We start from the raw sequence: 18,040 nt of genomic DNA, 5'->3' as shown, positions 1-18,040 counted from the left end.
GGTTATGAAGACTACACCTGCGTTAACCTCGTTTTTTCGCCCCGCTCTGTTAGCCGTTGCGCTGGCGGTCGCTTTGCCTGCCGCACAGGCCGCCGTCCCTAAAGATATGCTGGTTATCGGTAAAGCCGCCGATCCACAAACGCTCGACCCCGCTGTAACAATCGATAACAACGACTGGACGGTGACCTATCCCTCATATCAGCGTTTGGTTCAGTACAAAACAGAGGGCGGCAAAGGTTCCACGGAAGTTGAAGGTGATTTGGCCAGCGGCTGGAAAGCGTCTGATGACCAAAAAGAATGGATCTTTACCCTGAAAAGCGATGCAAAATTCGCCGACGGCACGCCAGTGACCGCTGATGCAGTAAAACAATCTTTTGAGCGCTTGCTCAAGATCGGTCAAGGGCCGGCTGAGGCATTTCCGAAAGATCTGAAAGTTGATGCCATCGACAGCAACACGGTGAAATTTACCCTTAGCCAACCATTCGCGCCGTTCTTATATACGCTGGCAAATGACGGTGCCTCAATTATCAACCCGGCGATTTTAAAAGAGCATGCCGCTGATGATGCCCGTGGATTTCTGGCACAAAATACGGCCGGGTCTGGTCCCTTCATGTTGAAGATCTGGCAAAAAGGACAACAACTGGTACTGGTACCCAACCCACATTATTCCGGCCCTAAACCCACGTTTAAACGCGTATCGGTCAAGATCATCGGAGAAAGCGCTTCCCGTCGTTTGCAACTGTCCCGAGGCGATATCGACATTGCCGATGCGCTTCCTGTTGACCAGCTTGCTGCTCTCAAACAGGAAGGCAAAGTGAACGTGGCGGATTATCCCTCGTTGCGCGTCACCTATCTGTATCTGAATAACAGTAAAGCGCCGCTCAATCAGGTGGATTTGCGCCGCGCCATCTCGTGGGCCACCGATTATAAAGGCATGGTAAATGGGATCCTCAGCGGTAACGGCAAGCAGATGCGTGGCCCTATTCCTGAGGGGATGTGGGGTTTTGATGACAAGGCCATGCAGTACAGCTTTGATGAAGCGAAAGCAAAAGAAGCAATAGGTAACGTTGCCAACAAACCCGAAACCCTGAGCTTCCTGTATTCCGATAACGATCCTAACTGGGAGCCAATTGCGCTCTCCACTCAGGCCAGCCTCGGCAAGTTAGGTATTAAGGTGAAACTGGAAAAACTGGCGAATGCCACCATGCGCGATCGCGTCGGTAAAGGTGACTATGACATTGCCATCGGTAACTGGAGCCCGGACTTTGCTGACCCGTACATGTTCATGAACTACTGGTTCGAGTCGGATAAGAAAGGCTTGCCGGGTAACCGTTCATTCTATGAAAACAGTGAGGTCGATAAGTTGCTGCGCAGCGCGCTGGCCACCACCGACCAGGTCGCCAGAACCAATGATTACCAGCAGGCGCAAACCATCGTCATTGATGAAGCGGCTTACGTCTATTTATTCCAGAAAAACTACCAGCTGGCGATGAATAAAGACGTCAAAGGTTTTGTCTTCAACCCCATGCTGGAACAGGTCTTCAATATCTCCACCATGAGTAAATAAACCACATTAATGCGGAGCCGATTTGGCTCCGCAAGGGGAAGCCAATGACCTTCTGGAGTATTTTACGCCAGCGATGCTGGGGACTTATCCTGGTGGTTGCCGGTGTCTGTGTAATCACTTTTATTATTTCACACCTGATCCCGGGCGACCCTGCACGGCTGCTGGCCGGCGATCGCGCCAGTGATGAAATTGTCGAAAATATTCGCCAACAGCTGGGACTGAATCAGCCGCTGTATATTCAGTTTTTCCGTTACGTCAGCGATATTTTTCAGGGTGATTTAGGCACATCCATTCGCACCGGCCGTCCGGTGCTGGATGAACTGCGCGTATTCTTCCCTGCCACTCTTGAATTGGCCTTCTGCTCTCTGCTGCTGGCGCTGATCATCGGTATCCCGCTGGGTATTTTGTCTGCTGTCTGGCGCAACCGTTGGCTCGACCACCTCGTCCGCCTGATGGCGATCACCGGTATTTCGACCCCGGCATTCTGGTTGGGCCTCGGCGTTATCGTGCTGTTTTATGGCCATTTGCAGATTTTACCCGGCGGCGGACGGCTTGATGACTGGCTCGATCCCCCCACGCACGTCACCGGTTTCTATCTGGTTGATGCGCTACTGGAAGGCAACGCCGAGGTCTTTTTCAATGCGCTGCAGCACCTGATCCTGCCGTCGCTGACGCTGGCCTTTGTGCACTTAGGGATCGTTGCCCGACAGATTCGCTCCGCCATGCTGGAACAACTGGGCGAAGATTATATCCGCACCGCGCGTGCCAGTGGTTTACCGGGTTGGTACATCATTTTGTGTTATGCACTGCCGAATGCGTTGATTCCGTCAATAACCGTGCTGGGTCTGGCCCTGGGCGATCTGCTCTATGGCGCGGTACTGACCGAAACGGTCTTTGCCTGGCCGGGCATGGGCGCCTGGGTTGTGACCTCTATTCAGGCGCTTGATTTCCCGGCCGTGATGGGATTTGCCGTGGTGGTCTCCTTCGCCTATGTGCTGGTTAACCTGGTGGTGGATTTGCTCTATCTGTGGGTAGATCCTCGAATTGGACGTGGAGGCGCACAATGATGCTCACACAAGAAACGCCAGCGGCCCCGCAGACCGCCCGCCGTCGCACGGACTGGGCCAAATTGTTCTGGATGATGAAAAGCAGTCCGCTGACGGTGATTGGCGGCGTTATTATTGTACTGATGCTACTGTTAATGGTGCTCTCTCCGTGGATCACCCCTTACGATCCTAACGCCATCGATCTGACCGCTCGCCTGTTGCCACCGTCGGCCAGCCACTGGTTTGGCACCGATGAAGTGGGTCGTGATCTGTTCAGCCGCGTCCTGGTCGGAAGTCAGCAGTCAATTGTCGCCGGTCTGGTGGTGGTGGGTATCGCTGGCGGGCTGGGCTCGCTGTTGGGATGCCTGTCTGGCGTGATGGGCGGACGTGCCGATGCGATCATCATGCGTATGATGGATGTTATGCTGTCCATTCCTTCGCTGGTACTGACAATGGCACTGGCCGCTGCATTAGGGCCAAGCCTGTTCAACGCCATGCTGGCGATTGCGATTGTGCGTATTCCTTTCTATGTACGCCTCGCCCGCGGTCAAACGTTGGTCGTTCGTCAGTTTACTTATGTACAGGCCGCGCGAACCTATGGCGCATCACGCTGGCATCTGATCAGCTGGCATATTTTACGCAATTCACTTCCCCCGCTGATTGTGCAGGCATCACTGGATATTGGCAGTGCGATCCTGATGGCCGCCACGCTCGGATTTATTGGCCTCGGCGCCCAACAACCCAGCGCTGAATGGGGCGCAATGGTGGCGATTGGTAGAAACTACGTGCTTGACCAGTGGTGGTATTGCGCATTTCCTGGTGCCGCCATTCTGATTACCGCCGTGGGCTTTAATCTCTTTGGTGATGGTATTCGCGATCTGCTGGATCCGAAAGCCGGAGGAAAACACTCATGACACAACCTGTCCTGGAGATCGAGAATTTACATCTGAGCTTCCCCGGTTATAAAGCGGATGTGCATGCGCTGAATCATGTGTCGCTGCATATCAACCGGGGTGAAATTGTCGGCGTGGTTGGTGAGTCTGGCTCAGGGAAATCCGTCACGGCCATGCTCGCCATGCGTCTGTTACCCGAAGGAAGCTATCGTATCCATCAGGGGCGCGTTACGCTGTTGGGTGAAGATGTTTTAACTGCCAGCGAAAAACAAATGCGCCAGTGGCGCGGCCAGCGCGTGGCGATGATTTTCCAGGAGCCGATGACGGCGTTGAATCCAACACGACGAATCGGCCAGCAAATGGTGGAGGTCATCCGTCACCATCAGGCATTGAGCCGCACGGATGCCCGGCAGAAAGCCATTGCGTTACTGGAAGAAATGCAAATCCCGGATGCCCCGGAAGTAATGTCCCGCTTCCCGTTTGAGCTTTCTGGGGGGATGCGTCAGCGCGTGATGATTGCGCTCGCGTTTTCCTGTGAGCCAGACCTGATCATTGCCGATGAACCCACCACCGCGCTGGATGTCACGGTACAGCTTCAGGTGCTGCGCTTACTGAAGCGTAAAGCGCGGGCCAGCGGTACCGCCGTGTTGTTTATCAGCCATGATATGGCCGTCGTCTCGCAATTGTGTGACCGGTTATACGTTATGTATGCCGGGAGCGTGATTGAAAGCGGCCCGACGCAAACCGTTATTCAGCACCCCACACATCCCTACTCTATTGGCCTCCTGAAGTGTGCGCCTGAGCACGGTGAACCGCGTGCTTTGCTCCCCGCGATTCCGGGTACCGTACCGAATTTAACCTGTTTACCCGTCGGATGTGCGTTCCGCGATCGCTGCTTTGCCGCGGGGCCTCGCTGTGAAGAAACACCTGATTTATGCAGCCAGGGCGGTGCGGATCAACAATCCGCCTGCTGGTACCCACAACTGGAGACGACACATGTCTGATATTTTACTGGACCTGCAGGATGTTCATATTAACTTCCCCGCGCGAAAAAACTGGCTCGGCAAAGTAACAGAGCGGGTGCATGCACTCAACGGTCTGGATTTACAAATCCGCCAGGGGGAAACGCTGGGGATTGTTGGCGAATCCGGCTGCGGTAAAAGTACGCTGGCACAACTGCTGATGGGGATGCTCAAACCGAGCCAGGGGCACTATTCTTGCGGCGGTGGCAAGCAACACAACGGTATGCAAATGGTCTTTCAGGACCCGCTTTCATCCCTGGACCCGCGCTTGCCGGTATGGCGAATAATCACTGAACCGGTATGGATCCAAAAGCGTAGCCCTGAACGCGAACGCCGCGCCCTGGCTGAGGATTTGGCTCGACAGGTAGGGATTCGTCCGGAATACCTCGATCGCCTGCCGCATGCCTTTTCTGGCGGACAGCGCCAGCGTATTGCCATCGCCCGCGCGCTGTCATCGGAGCCGGATGTGATCGTCCTTGATGAGCCGACGTCGGCACTGGATATTTCGGTACAGGCGCAAATCCTCAATCTGCTGGTTGCATTGCAGGCACGCCGGAATCTGACTTTTGTGCTGATATCGCATAACGTATCGGTCGTACGGCATATGAGCGACCGCGTGGCGGTGATGTACCTTGGGCAAATTGTTGAGCTGGGCGATGCGCAACAGGTTCTCTCGCATCCGGCGCATCCTTACACCCGTCTGTTGCTGGATTCGGTGCCTAAAACGGGTACGCCGCTGGCTGAAGACCTGGTCCTGCGTAAAACCGAACTCCCCGGCAACAGGACGCTACCGCAAGGCTGTTTTTTCCGCGACAGATGCCCGCTGGCAACCCACGGATGTGAAAAAAAACAGACATTACTGAAAAATGAAGCCGGACGCGAAGTTCGTTGTTGGCGGGCCATTGACATCTGCTGACTACGCATTTTCAGGCGAGATACGCCTTTTTCAGCGCGTCCACCAGCATTCCCGACGCGGTTGATAATTTATGGTGTGCCGAACGCAGCACCCCGATCCGCCGCTGGATCACGGGACCGTCAAGCTCTATACAGGTTGCGCCAAGTTCCGTCATTTGTGTTCGACACAGTGCGGGGACTGCGCTGCCGCCTAATCCGCTTGCCACCATACGGCCAACGGTCACCAGTTGATGGCTTTCCAGCGCCACGTCCAGCGTATGTCCGCTTTGCACCAGTTGTTCTTCCAGCATCAGGCGCACGGCAGATGGGCGTTGCAGCGTAATAAAATCCAGCGTCAGCAGTTCGCGCCACGCAATACGCTCTCGCCCCGCCAGCCTGGATGTTGGCGGGACGATCGCCACAAAACGATCGACACCGAGCGGCGTGAAGTGCAGTTGCCCTGAATAATCAGGCTCGAAGGCGATCCCCATCTCCACCCGCCCTTCACTCACCATTTCAATGACCTGTTCGTTGATCACATCGTGAACCGTCACGTTAATACCGGAATAGCAATCCCGAAAGGTTTTCAGTACCTGTGGCAGGACGTTAGCCGCAAACGAAGGCATGGCAGCAATGGAGATTTTACCGCGTTGCAGTGTAAAGCGCTGGCGCATTGCTTCTTCCGTATTCTCCCAGTCCGCCAGCAGTTGTCGCCCCATATTCAGCAGCGTTTCTCCTTCCTGCGTCAGGGTCACTTTGCGGGTGGTTCTCAACAGTAACGCCCCGCCCAGCGAGTCCTCAAGCCCTTTAATCGCCAGGCTTAATGCGGGCTGCGACATATTCAGTCTTTCACTGGCATGAGCAAAATTCAGAGTGTGAGCTACCGCTAAAAACGCGCGTAACTGTTTGATGCTCATTCCCATTTCGCATTCCTTTAACTTATTGAATACCTTTAATTAACATTAAATTGATAAAAAAACCCAATGAGTGAGTCACAAATTTAAAATTAACAAATCATTTTTCACCCCCAATGATGTCGGCAAGGACAACTGGAGGGACAAGTGTATGGCTGGACTGGATAAACGTGTCGCCACGTATCAAGAGGCGCTGGCAGGGCTGACCGACAATATGACGCTGCTGGCGGGCGGTTTTGGCTTATGCGGCATTCCTGAAAACCTGATTGCCGAAGTACGCCGTCGGGAGGTTCAGGGACTGACCGTCGTTTCAAACAACTGCGGCGTGGATGGTTTTGGCCTCGGTGTGCTGCTGGAAACACGTCAGGTACGTAAAGTGGTAGCGTCCTATGTTGGCGAAAATGCGCTGTTTGAAAAGCAGGTACTGAGCGGTGAACTGGAAGCCATTCTGCCCCCACAGGGCACGCTGGCTGAGCAGTTACGTGCCGGCGGCGCAGGGATCCCGGCGTTTTTCACCGCCACAGGATACGGTACACCCGTCGCCGAAGGCAAAGAGGTACGTGAATTTGACGGCCGTCCTTACATTATGGAACAGGCGATTACCGGTGATTTTGCGCTGGTCAAAGGCTGGAAAGCCGACTGGTACGGCAACGTTATTTATCGCCACACCGCACAGAATTTTAATCCACTGATGGCCGCCGCCGGGCGTATTACCGTCGTGGAAGTCGAAGAAATTGTCCCTCCCGGCGAGCTGGACCCCGCCGCAATTCATACCCCGGGAATTTTCGTAAACCGCATCATTCAGGGGCAGTTTGAAAAACGCATTGAACAACGCACCCTGCGCCAGAAAGGAGCCTGACATGTTAACACGTGAACAAATGGCGATGCGTGTCGCCCGGGAACTGCGCGACGGTTATTACGTCAACCTTGGGATCGGTATTCCAACTTTAGTGGCCAATTATATTCCCGATGGGATGGACGTGATGCTCCAGTCGGAGAACGGTCTGCTGGGGATGGGCCCGTTTCCGATCGAAGACGAAATTGATGCTGACATGATCAACGCCGGTAAACAGACCGTGACGGCGCGCAAAGGCGCGGCGATCTTCGACTCGGCGCAATCTTTCGCCATGATCCGCGGCGGTCACGTTGACCTGACGGTACTCGGCGCGTTTGAAGTGGATGTTAACGGCAATATCGCCTCATGGATGATCCCCGGAAAAATGGTGAAAGGCATGGGTGGCGCGATGGACCTGGTGGCCGGGGCTGAAAACATCATTGTGGTGATGACGCATGCGTCCAAAAACGGTGAGTCCAAGCTGCTCCCCGCCTGCACCCTGCCACTAACCGGCGTGGCCTGCATTAAACGCGTGCTTACCGACCTGGCGTTACTGGAGATCGCCGATGGCGCGTTCATTCTGCGCGAACGTGCGCCGGGCATCAGCGTGGATGAGATTGTCGCCAGAACAGCCGGCAAGCTGATCGTTCCCGAAAACGTCCCCGAAATGCAATTTAGCTGAGGAGCTGACCATGCAGGATGTTGTTATTGTCGCCGCAACGCGTACACCCATTGGCAGTTTCCACGGGGCGCTGGCACCGCTCAGTGCCGTGGAACTGGGGGCAGTGGTGATCCGCTCTCTGTTGGAAAAAACCGCCGTCGCGCCGGAGCAAATTGACGAGGTGATCCTGGGGCAGGTTCTGACGGCGGGCAGCGGCCAGAATCCGGCCAGACAGACAGCATTACGGGCTGGCTTGCCGGTGACGGTCCCTGCGCTAACCATCAATCTGGTATGTGGTTCAGGTCTGAAAGCGGTGCAACAGGCGGTGCAGGCTATCCGCTGCGGTGATGCGGACATCATCATTGCCGGAGGCCAGGAAAGCATGAGCAATGCGCCCTATTTTCTCGACGGCGCACGCTCGGGTCTGCGTCTGGGGCATGCCAGTCTGAAAGACAGCGTGGTACACGACGGGTTGTGGGATGCGTTTAACGACTACCACATGGGTATTACTGCAGAAAATCTGGCAGATAAGTTTGTTATCAGTCGCGAACAACAGGATGCCTTTGCGCTGCAGTCTCAGCAGAAAGCCGCGGCGGCAATTGAAGCCGGTCGATTCAATGCAGAAATCACGCCGGTCAGTGTTCCACAAGGGAAAAAACCACCACGTTTGGTTGAGCGTGATGAACAATCGCGCCCGGATACTCAGGCGGAGAAACTGGCACAACTGAAACCGGCTTTTCGTCCTGGTAATGGCACAGTGACCGCCGGGAACGCCTCATCAATCAACGACGGCGCGGCGGCGGTGATGCTGATGAGCGCCGCCAAAGCAACAGAACTTAAGCTGCCGGTTCTTGCCCGGGTGGCGGGTTACGCCGTTTCCGGTGTCGACCCGGCCATTATGGGCATTGGGCCGGTAGAGGCGTCACTCCAGTGTCTGAAGCGAGCGGGCTGGACGTTGAATGATGTCGATCTCATTGAAGCCAACGAAGCCTTCGCCGCACAGGCGCTGGCGGTTGGCGAATCCCTGAACTGGGACAGCGACCGGGTGAACGTAAACGGCGGTGCGATTGCGCTGGGTCATCCGATTGGCGCCTCTGGCTGCCGCATTCTGGTGACCCTGTTACATGAAATGGCGCGCAGTAACGCGACCAAAGGGCTGGCTACGCTGTGCGTAGGCGGCGGTCAGGGCGTCGCGCTGGCGGTAGAGCGTTCAACAGGAGAACAGCATGCAAAATAATCACTTTAGCGTCCTGGGCGCGGGTTTAATGGGCGTCGGCATTGCCACCCATTTTGCCCGTTTTGGCCATAATATCTGGCTATTTGATACCGATAGCGACCGGATTGCTGAAATTAACGCCGTTGCCGGGAGCATTCTCGATGAGCTGATCGCGACTGACCAGTTTCACGCAGAGGAAAAAGCGTCGGTTCTGAGTCGCTTGCACGGTACGACTTCGCTGCAGGATATCGCCACCGCGCAATTACTGATTGAAGCGATCCCGGAACGACTCGAGCTCAAACACGCACTGTATGCACAACTGGAAGCATTAATCGCCCCAGATGCGGTGATCGCCAGTAATACCAGTGGCCTGCCGCCGGATGCGCTGGCAGAAAAACTCACCCACCCCGAACGGTTGCTGATCGCCCATTTCTGGCATCCCCCCCACTTTATTCCGCTGGTTGAAATTGTGCCGGGTTCAGCAACGAAACCGGAATATCTCAGCGAGTTGCAACGTCTGTTGCTCTCGATGCAACTGGAAGCGGTGGTGCTCGATCGCGCCGCACCGGGGTTTGTCGGTAACCGTTTGCAATTCGCACTGCTGCGTGAAGCGCTACATATCGTTAAAAGCGGGATCGCCAGCGCGGAAGTGGTGGATCAGGTGATGCGCGCCTCCCTCGGGCGTCGCTATGCGATGGTTGGTCCGCTGGAAGCGGCAGATATGACCGGGCTGTCTACGGTGCAGGATATTTGCCGGCATCTGCTCCCGGAGCTGGCCACCGGCAGCGACATGATGTCACTTGTTGCTGACAAGGTTGCCAACGGCGACACCGGCTTGCGCAGTGGTCAGGGGTTTTATCGCTGGGATGATTCGCGCAAGGAATACATCCAGCAACGCCGTGAACATCAACTGCGCTTTGCCCTGAAGCCATAACGTCTCTTTCTGTACCCCACTATAATAATAAGGAGTCATGATGAGTGTATTAATCGCCCTGGCAGCGCTGGGCTTGCTGATGCTGGCAGCCTATCGCGGATACAGCGTTATCCTGTTTGCCCCCATTGCGGCATTAGGTGCTGTTCTGCTTACGGAACCGAGCGCCGTCGGCCCCGCCTTCACCGGTCTGTTTATGGAAAAAATGGTCGGTTTTGTAAAGCTTTACTTCCCGGTGTTCCTGCTGGGAGCGGTGTTTGGCAAGTTAATCGAGTTATCCGGTTTTTCCCGTTCAATCGTTGCTGCTGCCATCAACATTCTCGGACGTCGTCACGCCATTCCGGTGATTGTGCTGGTATGTGCTCTCCTGACCTACGGCGGTGTGTCGCTGTTCGTAGTGGCCTTTGCGGTGTATCCGTTCGCGGCTGAACTGTTCCGTCAAAGTAATATTCCGAAGCGCCTGATCCCGGCAACCGTGGCGCTGGGGGCATTCTCTTTCACGATGGATGCCCTGCCGGGGACGCCGCAGATCCAGAACATCATTCCAACCAGCTTCTTTGGGACTAACGCCTGGGCCGCGCCGTGGCTGGGGCTGATTGGCTCGCTCTTTATTATCTTTGTTGGCCTGATGTACCTCGAGCGCCAGCGTCGAAAAGCGCAGGCTAAAAATGAAGGCTATGGCACTGAGCTGTTAAACGAGCCGGAGACGCCGGATAACATTAACCTGCCAAACCCGATTATTGCTATTTCTCCGCTGATCCTGGTGGGTGTGTTTAACCTGCTGTTTACCCGCTGGATCCCGCAGTGGTATGGCGCAACGCATCAATTGGAACTCCCGGGGCTTGCCAAACCTATTACCACTGAAGTGGGGAAAATTACGGCTATTTGGGCGGTAGAAGCGGCATTGATATCGGGGATCCTGCTGGTGGTGGTGTTCGGCTATCGCAATATCAAAGGTCGCCTGGCGGAAGGCAGCCGAACGGCGGTTGGCGGCGCTATCCTGGCCGCGATGAATACCGCATCAGAATACGGTTTTGGCGCGGTTATCGCCGCCCTGCCGGGATTTCTGGTGTTGTCAAAAGCGCTGGCTGCGATTCCCGATCCGTTGCTCAATGAAGCGATCAGCATTACCACGCTTGCCGGGATCACCGGCTCGGCATCCGGCGGGATGAGTATTGCGCTCGCGGCGATGTCTGATACGTTCATTGCTGCCGCCCATGCCGCCAATATTCCACTTGAAGTCTTCCACCGCGTCGCATCGATGGCAAGCGGCGGCATGGACACTCTGCCACATAACGGCGCGGTCATTACCCTGCTGGCGATTACCGGCCTCAGCCATCGTCAGGCGTACGGCGGGATTTTTGCCATCACCGTAATCAAAAGCCTGGCCGTGCTGTTTGTGATCGGCGTTTTCTACACCACCGGAATTGTTTAAGGAGAATCATCATGAACTTAACGGGAAAAGTTGCCCTGGTTACCGGCTCTACCAGCGGTATCGGATTAGGCATCGCGCAGGTACTGGCGCAGGCGGGCGCGACGCTGATCCTTAACGGATTTGGTGATGTCGATGCCGCCAAAGATGCCGTTGCGCAATGTGGCAAAACGCCAGGCTATCATGGCGCGGACTTAAGCGATGAAGCGCAAATTGCCGACATGATGCGTTATGCCGAAAGCGAATTCGGTGGTGTGGATATTCTGGTCAACAACGCCGGGATCCAGCACGTTTCACCGGTAGAGACTTTTCCGGTTGATAAGTGGAACGCGATTATCGCCATTAACCTCTCTTCTGTTTTTCATACCACGCGCCTGGCGCTTCCCGGCATGCGTACGCGTAACTGGGGACGCATCATCAATATCGCCTCTGTTCACGGTCTGGTGGCCTCAAAAGACAAATCTGCTTATGTGGCAGCGAAGCATGGCGTGGTGGGTTTAACCAAAACCATTGCGCTTGAAACCACGCAGACGGGAATCACCTGCAATGCACTGTGTCCCGGCTGGGTGTTGACCCCGCTGGTCCAACAGCAGATCGATAAGCGTATTGCCGACGGGGCTGAACCCGCTGCGGCGCGTGACGCTCTGCTGGCGGAAAAGCAGCCGTCACGCGAATTTGTCACGCCGGAACAGTTGGGTGAGCTGGCGCTATTTCTGTGCTCAGACGGCGCAGCGCAGGTGCGCGGCGTAGCGTGGAATATGGATGGCGGCTGGGTGGCGCAGTAATACCCTCGGGTGCCGGATAAGACGTGGTCGCATCCGGCACGCCATTACTAAGATTTCAATTGATAATCCAGCGTAATTTCCGCTTTCAGAACCTGCGACACCGGGCATCCGGCTTTCGCTTTCTGAATAATGCCGTCAAACGTAGCGGCGTCTATCCCCGGAACGCTCACCTGGCTGTGTAACGCCACTTTGGTGATAGCAAAACCGGCATCCACCTTATCCAGAGAAACATCGGCAGTCGTATCAATGGCATCTGGCGTAAAACCTGCTTCGCCCAGCATCAACGACAGTGCCATCGAGAAGCAGGCAGCATGTGCTGCGCCAATCAACTCTTCAGGGTTAGTGCCTTTGACGCCTTCAAAACGTGTATTAAATCCATACGGTTGCTGGTTAAGTACGCCACTTTCGGTCGACACGGTCCCTTTACCGCGTTTAATGTCGCCTTCCCAGTGGGCCTGACCTTTCTTATGGATAGTCATTACCGCTCTCCTGTGTTGTCATCGGAGTAACAAGTATAGGCCTCATGGGAAAATGCATGACCATAATGGAAAGTTCTGCATTTTCTGCTTAAGCATTGACCTTTCAGATAAAATGACCGACCATCCAGAGAGCCGTTAGTTTACTCATCGGCTTTTTGTCAGGTTGTATTTCGTCCGTTCTTACGCGGGCTCGCCCTTGAAACCAGTAACAGGATTAAGGAGTTAAAATGAAATCGAACCGTCAGGCCCGTCATATTCTTGGACTGGACCACAAAATCTCCAATCAACGTAAAGTCGTGACCGAAGGCGACAAATCCAGCGTGGTCAACAATCCTACCGGAAGAAAACGCCGCGCTGACAGCAAATAGTTTCCCGCACGACATACTGATTAAAGAGATAAACACCATTGCAACCGCAGTGGTGTTTTTGCTTATAAAACCCCTTAACCCATTCACAATGCTTTATACTTCGCCCGTTTCCCTGGCGGACAGGCCCTATACGATCATAAAGAGTGCCAGGGACGGTTATTCAAAAAAGAGTGAGTGACATGGAAAACGAAACTAAAAAACTGCGTTCCCTTTACATCCCTTACGCTGGCCCGGTACTGCTGGAATTCCCTTTACTGAATAAAGGGAGCGCTTTCAGTGTGGAAGAACGCCGTAACTTCAACCTGCTGGGGTTACTGCCGGAAGTGGTCGAGACGATTGAAGAACAGGCTGAACGTGCCTGGATCCAATATCAGGGATTCAAAACCGAAATCGATAAACATATTTACCTGCGCAACATCCAGGATACCAACGAAACCCTGTTCTATCGACTGGTGCATAATCATCTTGATGAGATGATGCCGGTTATCTACACCCCAACGGTAGGCGCGGCCTGTGAGCGTTTCTCTGAGATCTATCGTCGCGCCCGCGGCGTGTTTATCTCGTATCAGAACCGTCACAACATGGACGATATTCTGCAAAACGTCCCGAACCACAATATCAAGGTTATCGTCGTCACCGACGGTGAACGCATCCTTGGTCTTGGCGATCAGGGGATCGGCGGGATGGGTATTCCAATCGGTAAGCTGTCGCTGTATACCGCGTGTGGCGGGATTAGTCCGGCTTACACCCTGCCGGTGGTACTTGACGTCGGGACCAACAACCAGCAATTGCTGAACGATCCGCTGTACATGGGGTGGCGTAATCCGCGCATTACTGATGATGAATACTACGAATTTGTTGATGAATTCATCCAGGCCGTGAAGCATCGCTGGCCTGATGTGCTGTTGCAGTTTGAAGATTTCGCGCAGAAAAACGCCATGCCGCTCCTGACCCGTTATCGCGATGAAATTTGCTCATTCAACGACGATATTCAGGGCACCGCAGCGGTTACCGTCGGTACGCTGATTGCGGCCAGCCGTGCAGCCGGCAGCCAGTTGAGCGAGCAGAACATTGTTTTCCTTGGGGCGGGTTCCGCCGGTTGCGGGATTGCCGAGCAGATCATCGCGCAAATCCAGCGTGAAGGTTTAAGCGAAGAAGCCGCGCGTCAACGCGTGTTCATGGTCGATCGCTTCGGCCTGTTAACCGATAAAATGCCCAACCTGCTCTCTTTCCAGACCAAACTGGTGCAAAAACGCGAAAATCTTCAGCACTGGGATACACAAGAAGATGTGCTGTCGTTGCTTGACGTGGTCCGCAACGTTAAACCTGACATCCTGATCGGGGTTTCCGGACAGGTTGGCCTGTTTACTGAAGAGATCATTCGCGAAATGCACAAGCATTGTCCGCGTCCGATCGTTATGCCGCTGTCTAACCCGACCTCGCGCGTTGAAGCCACGCCACAGGATATTATCGCCTGGACCGAAGGTAACGCGCTGGTTGCCACCGGCAGCCCGTTCGCCCCGGTCGCCTGGAAAGATAAAATCTACCCGATTGCCCAGTGTAATAACGCGTACATCTTCCCGGGTATCGGCCTTGGCGTGATAGCCTCTGGCGCCAAACGCATCACCGATGAAATGCTGATGTCGGCCAGCGAAACGCTGGCGCAGTACTCACCGCTGGTGCTGAACGGTGAAGGACTGGTGTTACCGGAACTGAAAGATATTCAGACGGTTTCTCGTGCCATTGCCTTTGCCGTCGGTAAAATGGCCCAGCAGCAGGGTGTGGCGGTGAAAACCTCCGCTGAAGCGCTGCAACAGGCAATCGACGAGAATTTCTGGCAGGCGGAATATCGCGACTACCGTCGTACTTCTATTTGACGGTTTGCCCGGCGGCACGTTGCTGCCGGGCAATTTTCATTATTCAATTAACAAACACGTTATATCGATTATTGCTCTGAAAGTTCAAGTTCTGCAATAACCGGCAAGTGATCGCTCGCCGTAGACCGAGTAAATTCGGGTGAGTTATGCGGGATGTCCAGATTTTTGATGTTCCACTTCTGACCTTTAAACGTAAAAATATGGTCTATATCTATCGCAGGGTTAACGGCTGGTTAACTGCGCGTATCAACTCCTTCTTTCATCACTTCATTGAAAAAGTAACGTATTTCTTTAAGTGGCTGCTCATCCCAGGTCGAATTGAAGTCCCCTGCCAGGATCTTAATTGAGGATGCGATATCCTGGAAATCTGATGCAGCGTCGCCAAGGTTAATATCTAACAGATAGCGGGCTTGTTCAGTACGCATGGTGGGTTCTTTTTGCCAGTCGAGATGAGTCACCGTAATGATAGGGGCAGAATCAACCCCAGGAACGTCAACCTGCGCCAGTAATGCCACGCGTTATCGACGGTAATATGCCTGACGGAATAGAACTACTCTTTACCGGATACGTTCTCCACCACACATTTGAGCATGGTAACTGCATCATGTACTAAAGACGGCGCGTTGATTTCGGTTAAGGTATGATGGAATATTAATTAACCACAGAAACTAAATGGATTTTCTATGAGCACAGTCGATAAGACAGCACCGGAAGATAGTGGCTATTATCAGTATGAAATTATCGGGGACAGCACCCATAAGACCAGCATTCACTGTAGCTTTAAAACCGTCTGGTGCCGGCAGGTGCCGGTCAGGGGGATCACGCTGACTGTGGGGGTATTCTTTGACGGTACGGGAAATAACCGGGCGAACTCAGACGATCTGCGCCTGGCGTATGCCTACTGCGCCAGTCTGGTCGGCGAGGAGCGTGCCCGGGCATGCGCGAAGTATGAAGAGCACGCCAGAGCCGGGCTGGGTAACGGTAGCTGGCAGGGCGGCATCACCAATATTTCACGGCTCAATGAACTTTACAAATCGGATACTGTCCTTGGCGAAGAGCAGATGGAGGCGCAGGTGAAAGCTTACGTCGGCGGTATCGGGACAGCGGACGGTGAAAGCGATTCTATGCTGGGTAAAGCGCTGGGCAGCAGCCTTATCCGGCAGTTTGAAGGGGTGGTGACGAAGACCGATGAAGTTCTTGAGGAAATTGCTTCAGCACTGAACGTTTTCATCGGTCGTAACCGTGACAAAGTGGCAATCGCGAAGGTGCAGTTTGACGTGTTCGGGTTTAGCCGCGGTGCGGCGGCGGCGCGGCATTTTGCCAACCGGGTGATGAATGAAGACCCGGCGATAGCGGCAGCAATAGAGAACGGGCTGGATATGGCGGGACACCATGGAAAACCTGCGGGTGAGGTGCGCTTCCTGGGGCTGTTTGACACGGTCGCAGCCATCGGGAGTCTGCTGAACTTCTACGACATTAACGGGCGCAGCAACCCCGGAGTGAATCTCGAACTGCGCCCCCCGGTGGCGCAGAAGGTGTTTCAGATAAGCGCGATGCACGAGTGCCGGTACAACTTCAGTCTGAACAGCATCGCGGGGATGTGGCCGGAGCTGGCGCTGCCAGGGGCGCACTCGGACATTGGCGGGGGCTATAACGCGGGAGAGGATGAAATCTCCCTGCTGACGATGCCGGACTTTGAGGTGACTCGCGACAGCGCGGATGAAATGCAGACGGCAGTTTACCGTCAGGCGGAGAAGATGCGCCAGGCGTTGTATTCGCTGCCGGCGCTGAAATACCTGATGCCGTACGGCGAGGTGGAGACGAAAATGATTTCGTGGCCGCTGGTTAACCGGGACAAGGCGCGGGCGTCTATTTTTGAGAAGAAAGTAGGCGCGGCGGTGTTTATGACGCGCAGGACGGTGCCGAACGACTGGGAAAAAGTGTGCATGCGGGTGATGCTCGATGCGGCACAGGACGCCGGGGTTATGTTTACACCGATACTCAGCAGCAACAAAGAGCTGGTACTACCGTCAGAACTGCTTCCTCTGTGTAACAAAGCTATAGCGCAGGGGCGCGCGGTCCGGCGTGGCGCGGAGCCGGAGGGATTCACGGCAGAGGAGATGCGAACCATCGGGCGTTACCTGCACTGTTCGGCGAACTGGAACATCGACTCGGATCTGAGTCTGTGGGTGAGTCCGTCCTCGGGAGAGGTTTTTCTGCGACACCACTATGCGCCGGCGGACGAGCGCTCGTTCGTGTGGCCGATGGCCCCGGGCAAAGGGTGGGTGCGGACGGTGTGGCGGATGGACGACCAGCAGCAGTGGGAAGACCGGGCGCGGGTGAACGCGGACGCGCTGGACGGACTGTTCTGAGGAGGCAGGGATGAGACGATTATCGCTGATGGTTGCCGTGCTGAGCGTTATGCTGACTGCTAGCTGTCATGACCGCCGGGCAGGCGTGAAGACGCTGCTGGGAGATGGCGTGGAGCAGTGGGGAAAGACGCTGCCTTACGATAACTGGAATTTCAGTTTTATATACCCGAAAAATCTGCCGGCACTGGTGACAATGGTGTATCTGGAGGACGGGGATATCCGGGAGAGTATCTTCCGCCGGTTAGATCCTATGGACACCAGTGATCTGAGTATCGGGCGCTGGCATAATTTGATGGGGGGATATGGCGGTTATTTTAATCGGGGAAAAGCACTGCCGGTACGAATGACGGTGTGCTGGGACTCGGTTATCGATAAAAAAGCGTATGAGACAGAGATCTGGTTCGGACGGGAGACGTGGCAGCAGATGACTACGGCATTTCCTGATCCCTACCATCCGGGGAAACCGTACTACCGGAACCGAATGGCCGTTGGTCTGGCTCCCGGCGGTACTGTACGGGTCTGGCTTGAGGATAACGGGAACTCATCCGTACTCCAGCATCCTGCCCGGCAGTTCACCCTGACGGGGGATGATATGTTGATATGCAAAAACGTTACCAATCGGATTGATTTCAGTTACATCGAGGCTAATGGTTACGATGCCTTTATCCGTGACTTTATCAAGGGGAAGCACTATCCATATGGCAACTGGTAGGACATAACGATCAGCAAAACCAAAAGGATCTTCTTG

General features: G+C 54.7%; 17 protein-coding genes and 1 pseudogene. 15 read left to right on the top strand and 3 right to left on the bottom strand.

Annotated elements, in window-relative coordinates; translation table 11 throughout:
• The first annotated feature begins 4 nt into the window (after positions 1-4).
• From G8S19_RS11190 to G8S19_RS11170, 5 genes are read left to right on the top strand one after another with little or no spacing between them, the layout of a single operon-like run.
• Positions 5-1,567: an ABC transporter substrate-binding protein gene (locus tag G8S19_RS11190; RefSeq protein ID WP_253686588.1), complete on the top strand. Its 1,563-nt coding sequence runs from the start codon at positions 5-7 to the stop codon at positions 1,565-1,567.
• 44 nt (positions 1,568-1,611) lie between these two features.
• Positions 1,612-2,634, top strand: coding sequence for an ABC transporter permease (locus tag G8S19_RS11185; RefSeq protein WP_061067898.1), 1,023 nt, complete (start codon positions 1,612-1,614; stop codon positions 2,632-2,634).
• A complete protein-coding gene (gene ddpC, locus G8S19_RS11180; RefSeq protein WP_101742192.1) occupies positions 2,631-3,527 on the top strand; it encodes a D,D-dipeptide ABC transporter permease in 897 nt (298 codons plus the stop codon). Before G8S19_RS11185 ends, ddpC begins: the two co-directional genes overlap by 4 nt.
• Positions 3,524-4,510, top strand: a complete 987-nt coding sequence (locus tag G8S19_RS11175; RefSeq protein ID WP_048211661.1) for an ABC transporter ATP-binding protein — start codon at positions 3,524-3,526, stop codon at positions 4,508-4,510. Before ddpC ends, G8S19_RS11175 begins: the two co-directional genes overlap by 4 nt.
• Positions 4,503-5,444 carry an ABC transporter ATP-binding protein gene (locus G8S19_RS11170; RefSeq protein ID WP_048211660.1) on the top strand — a complete coding sequence of 314 codons (942 nt, stop codon included), beginning with the start codon at positions 4,503-4,505 and terminating at the stop codon, positions 5,442-5,444. The genes G8S19_RS11175 and G8S19_RS11170 overlap by 8 nt, the downstream gene beginning before the upstream one ends.
• Positions 5,445-5,454: 10 nt before the next feature.
• Here the strand turns inward: G8S19_RS11170 and G8S19_RS11165 are convergent, their stop codons facing one another.
• Positions 5,455-6,345, bottom strand: a complete 891-nt coding sequence (locus G8S19_RS11165) for a LysR family transcriptional regulator (RefSeq protein ID WP_115602047.1) — start codon at positions 6,343-6,345, stop codon at positions 5,455-5,457.
• 142 nt (positions 6,346-6,487) lie between these two features.
• On the opposite strand from G8S19_RS11165, the gene G8S19_RS11160 reads away from it, so the two are divergent.
• The 6 genes from G8S19_RS11160 to G8S19_RS11135 are packed head-to-tail and all read left to right on the top strand — an operon-like array spanning position 6,488 to position 12,196.
• A complete protein-coding gene (locus G8S19_RS11160; RefSeq protein ID WP_253686586.1) occupies positions 6,488-7,195 on the top strand; it encodes a CoA transferase subunit A in 708 nt (235 codons plus the stop codon).
• A gap of 1 nt (position 7,196) precedes the next feature.
• Positions 7,197-7,853, top strand: a complete 657-nt coding sequence (locus G8S19_RS11155) for a CoA transferase subunit B (protein ID WP_048211657.1) — start codon at positions 7,197-7,199, stop codon at positions 7,851-7,853.
• 10 nt (positions 7,854-7,863) lie between these two features.
• Positions 7,864-9,069: an acetyl-CoA C-acetyltransferase gene (locus G8S19_RS11150; protein WP_048211656.1), complete on the top strand. Its 1,206-nt coding sequence runs from the start codon at positions 7,864-7,866 to the stop codon at positions 9,067-9,069.
• Positions 9,059-9,982: a 3-hydroxyacyl-CoA dehydrogenase family protein gene (locus tag G8S19_RS11145; protein WP_061067904.1), complete on the top strand. Its 924-nt coding sequence runs from the start codon at positions 9,059-9,061 to the stop codon at positions 9,980-9,982. Before G8S19_RS11150 ends, G8S19_RS11145 begins: the two co-directional genes overlap by 11 nt.
• A gap of 37 nt (positions 9,983-10,019) precedes the next feature.
• A complete protein-coding gene (locus G8S19_RS11140; protein WP_197081310.1) occupies positions 10,020-11,414 on the top strand; it encodes a GntP family permease in 1,395 nt (464 codons plus the stop codon).
• An 11-nt stretch (positions 11,415-11,425) separates the two neighbouring features.
• Positions 11,426-12,196: a 3-hydroxybutyrate dehydrogenase gene (locus G8S19_RS11135; protein WP_124022077.1), complete on the top strand. Its 771-nt coding sequence runs from the start codon at positions 11,426-11,428 to the stop codon at positions 12,194-12,196.
• Between the two features lie 47 nt (positions 12,197-12,243).
• On the opposite strand, the gene osmC is transcribed toward G8S19_RS11135, so the two are convergent.
• Positions 12,244-12,675 carry a peroxiredoxin OsmC gene (gene osmC, locus G8S19_RS11130; protein ID WP_048211652.1) on the bottom strand — a complete coding sequence of 144 codons (432 nt, stop codon included), beginning with the start codon at positions 12,673-12,675 and terminating at the stop codon, positions 12,244-12,246.
• Between the two features lie 227 nt (positions 12,676-12,902).
• On the opposite strand from osmC, the gene sra reads away from it, so the two are divergent.
• Together sra and maeA are read left to right on the top strand one after the other, a co-directional pair.
• On the top strand, positions 12,903-13,043 hold the full coding sequence (gene sra, locus G8S19_RS11125; RefSeq protein ID WP_005126806.1) for a stationary-phase-induced ribosome-associated protein: 141 nt from the start codon (positions 12,903-12,905) through the stop codon (positions 13,041-13,043).
• A 179-nt stretch (positions 13,044-13,222) separates the two neighbouring features.
• Positions 13,223-14,920 carry a malate dehydrogenase gene (gene maeA / locus G8S19_RS11120; RefSeq protein ID WP_048211651.1) on the top strand — a complete coding sequence of 566 codons (1,698 nt, stop codon included), beginning with the start codon at positions 13,223-13,225 and terminating at the stop codon, positions 14,918-14,920.
• A gap of 68 nt (positions 14,921-14,988) precedes the next feature.
• On the opposite strand, the pseudogene G8S19_RS11115 reads toward maeA, so the two are convergent.
• Positions 14,989-15,438: pseudogene (locus G8S19_RS11115) on the bottom strand (endonuclease); the annotation flags it as partial.
• 165 nt (positions 15,439-15,603) lie between these two features.
• Here G8S19_RS11115 and G8S19_RS11110 point away from each other — a divergent pair.
• Together G8S19_RS11110 and G8S19_RS11105 are read left to right on the top strand one after the other, a co-directional pair.
• Entirely contained in the window at positions 15,604-17,292 is a 1,689-nt protein-coding gene (locus tag G8S19_RS11110; RefSeq protein ID WP_199981898.1) for a DUF2235 domain-containing protein, read from the top strand.
• A 10-nt stretch (positions 17,293-17,302) separates the two neighbouring features.
• Positions 17,303-18,004, top strand: a complete 702-nt coding sequence (locus G8S19_RS11105; RefSeq protein WP_124022079.1) for a DUF2931 family protein — start codon at positions 17,303-17,305, stop codon at positions 18,002-18,004.
• The last annotated feature ends 36 nt before the right edge of the window (positions 18,005-18,040 follow it).

The sequence above is a fragment of the Citrobacter sp. SX206 genome, from assembly GCF_024181025.1.
GTDB classification, from domain to species: domain Bacteria; phylum Pseudomonadota; class Gammaproteobacteria; order Enterobacterales; family Enterobacteriaceae; genus Citrobacter; species Citrobacter youngae.
Note: the sequence above shows the minus strand (reverse complement) of the source record. Positions and strands in the feature narration are given on the sequence as shown.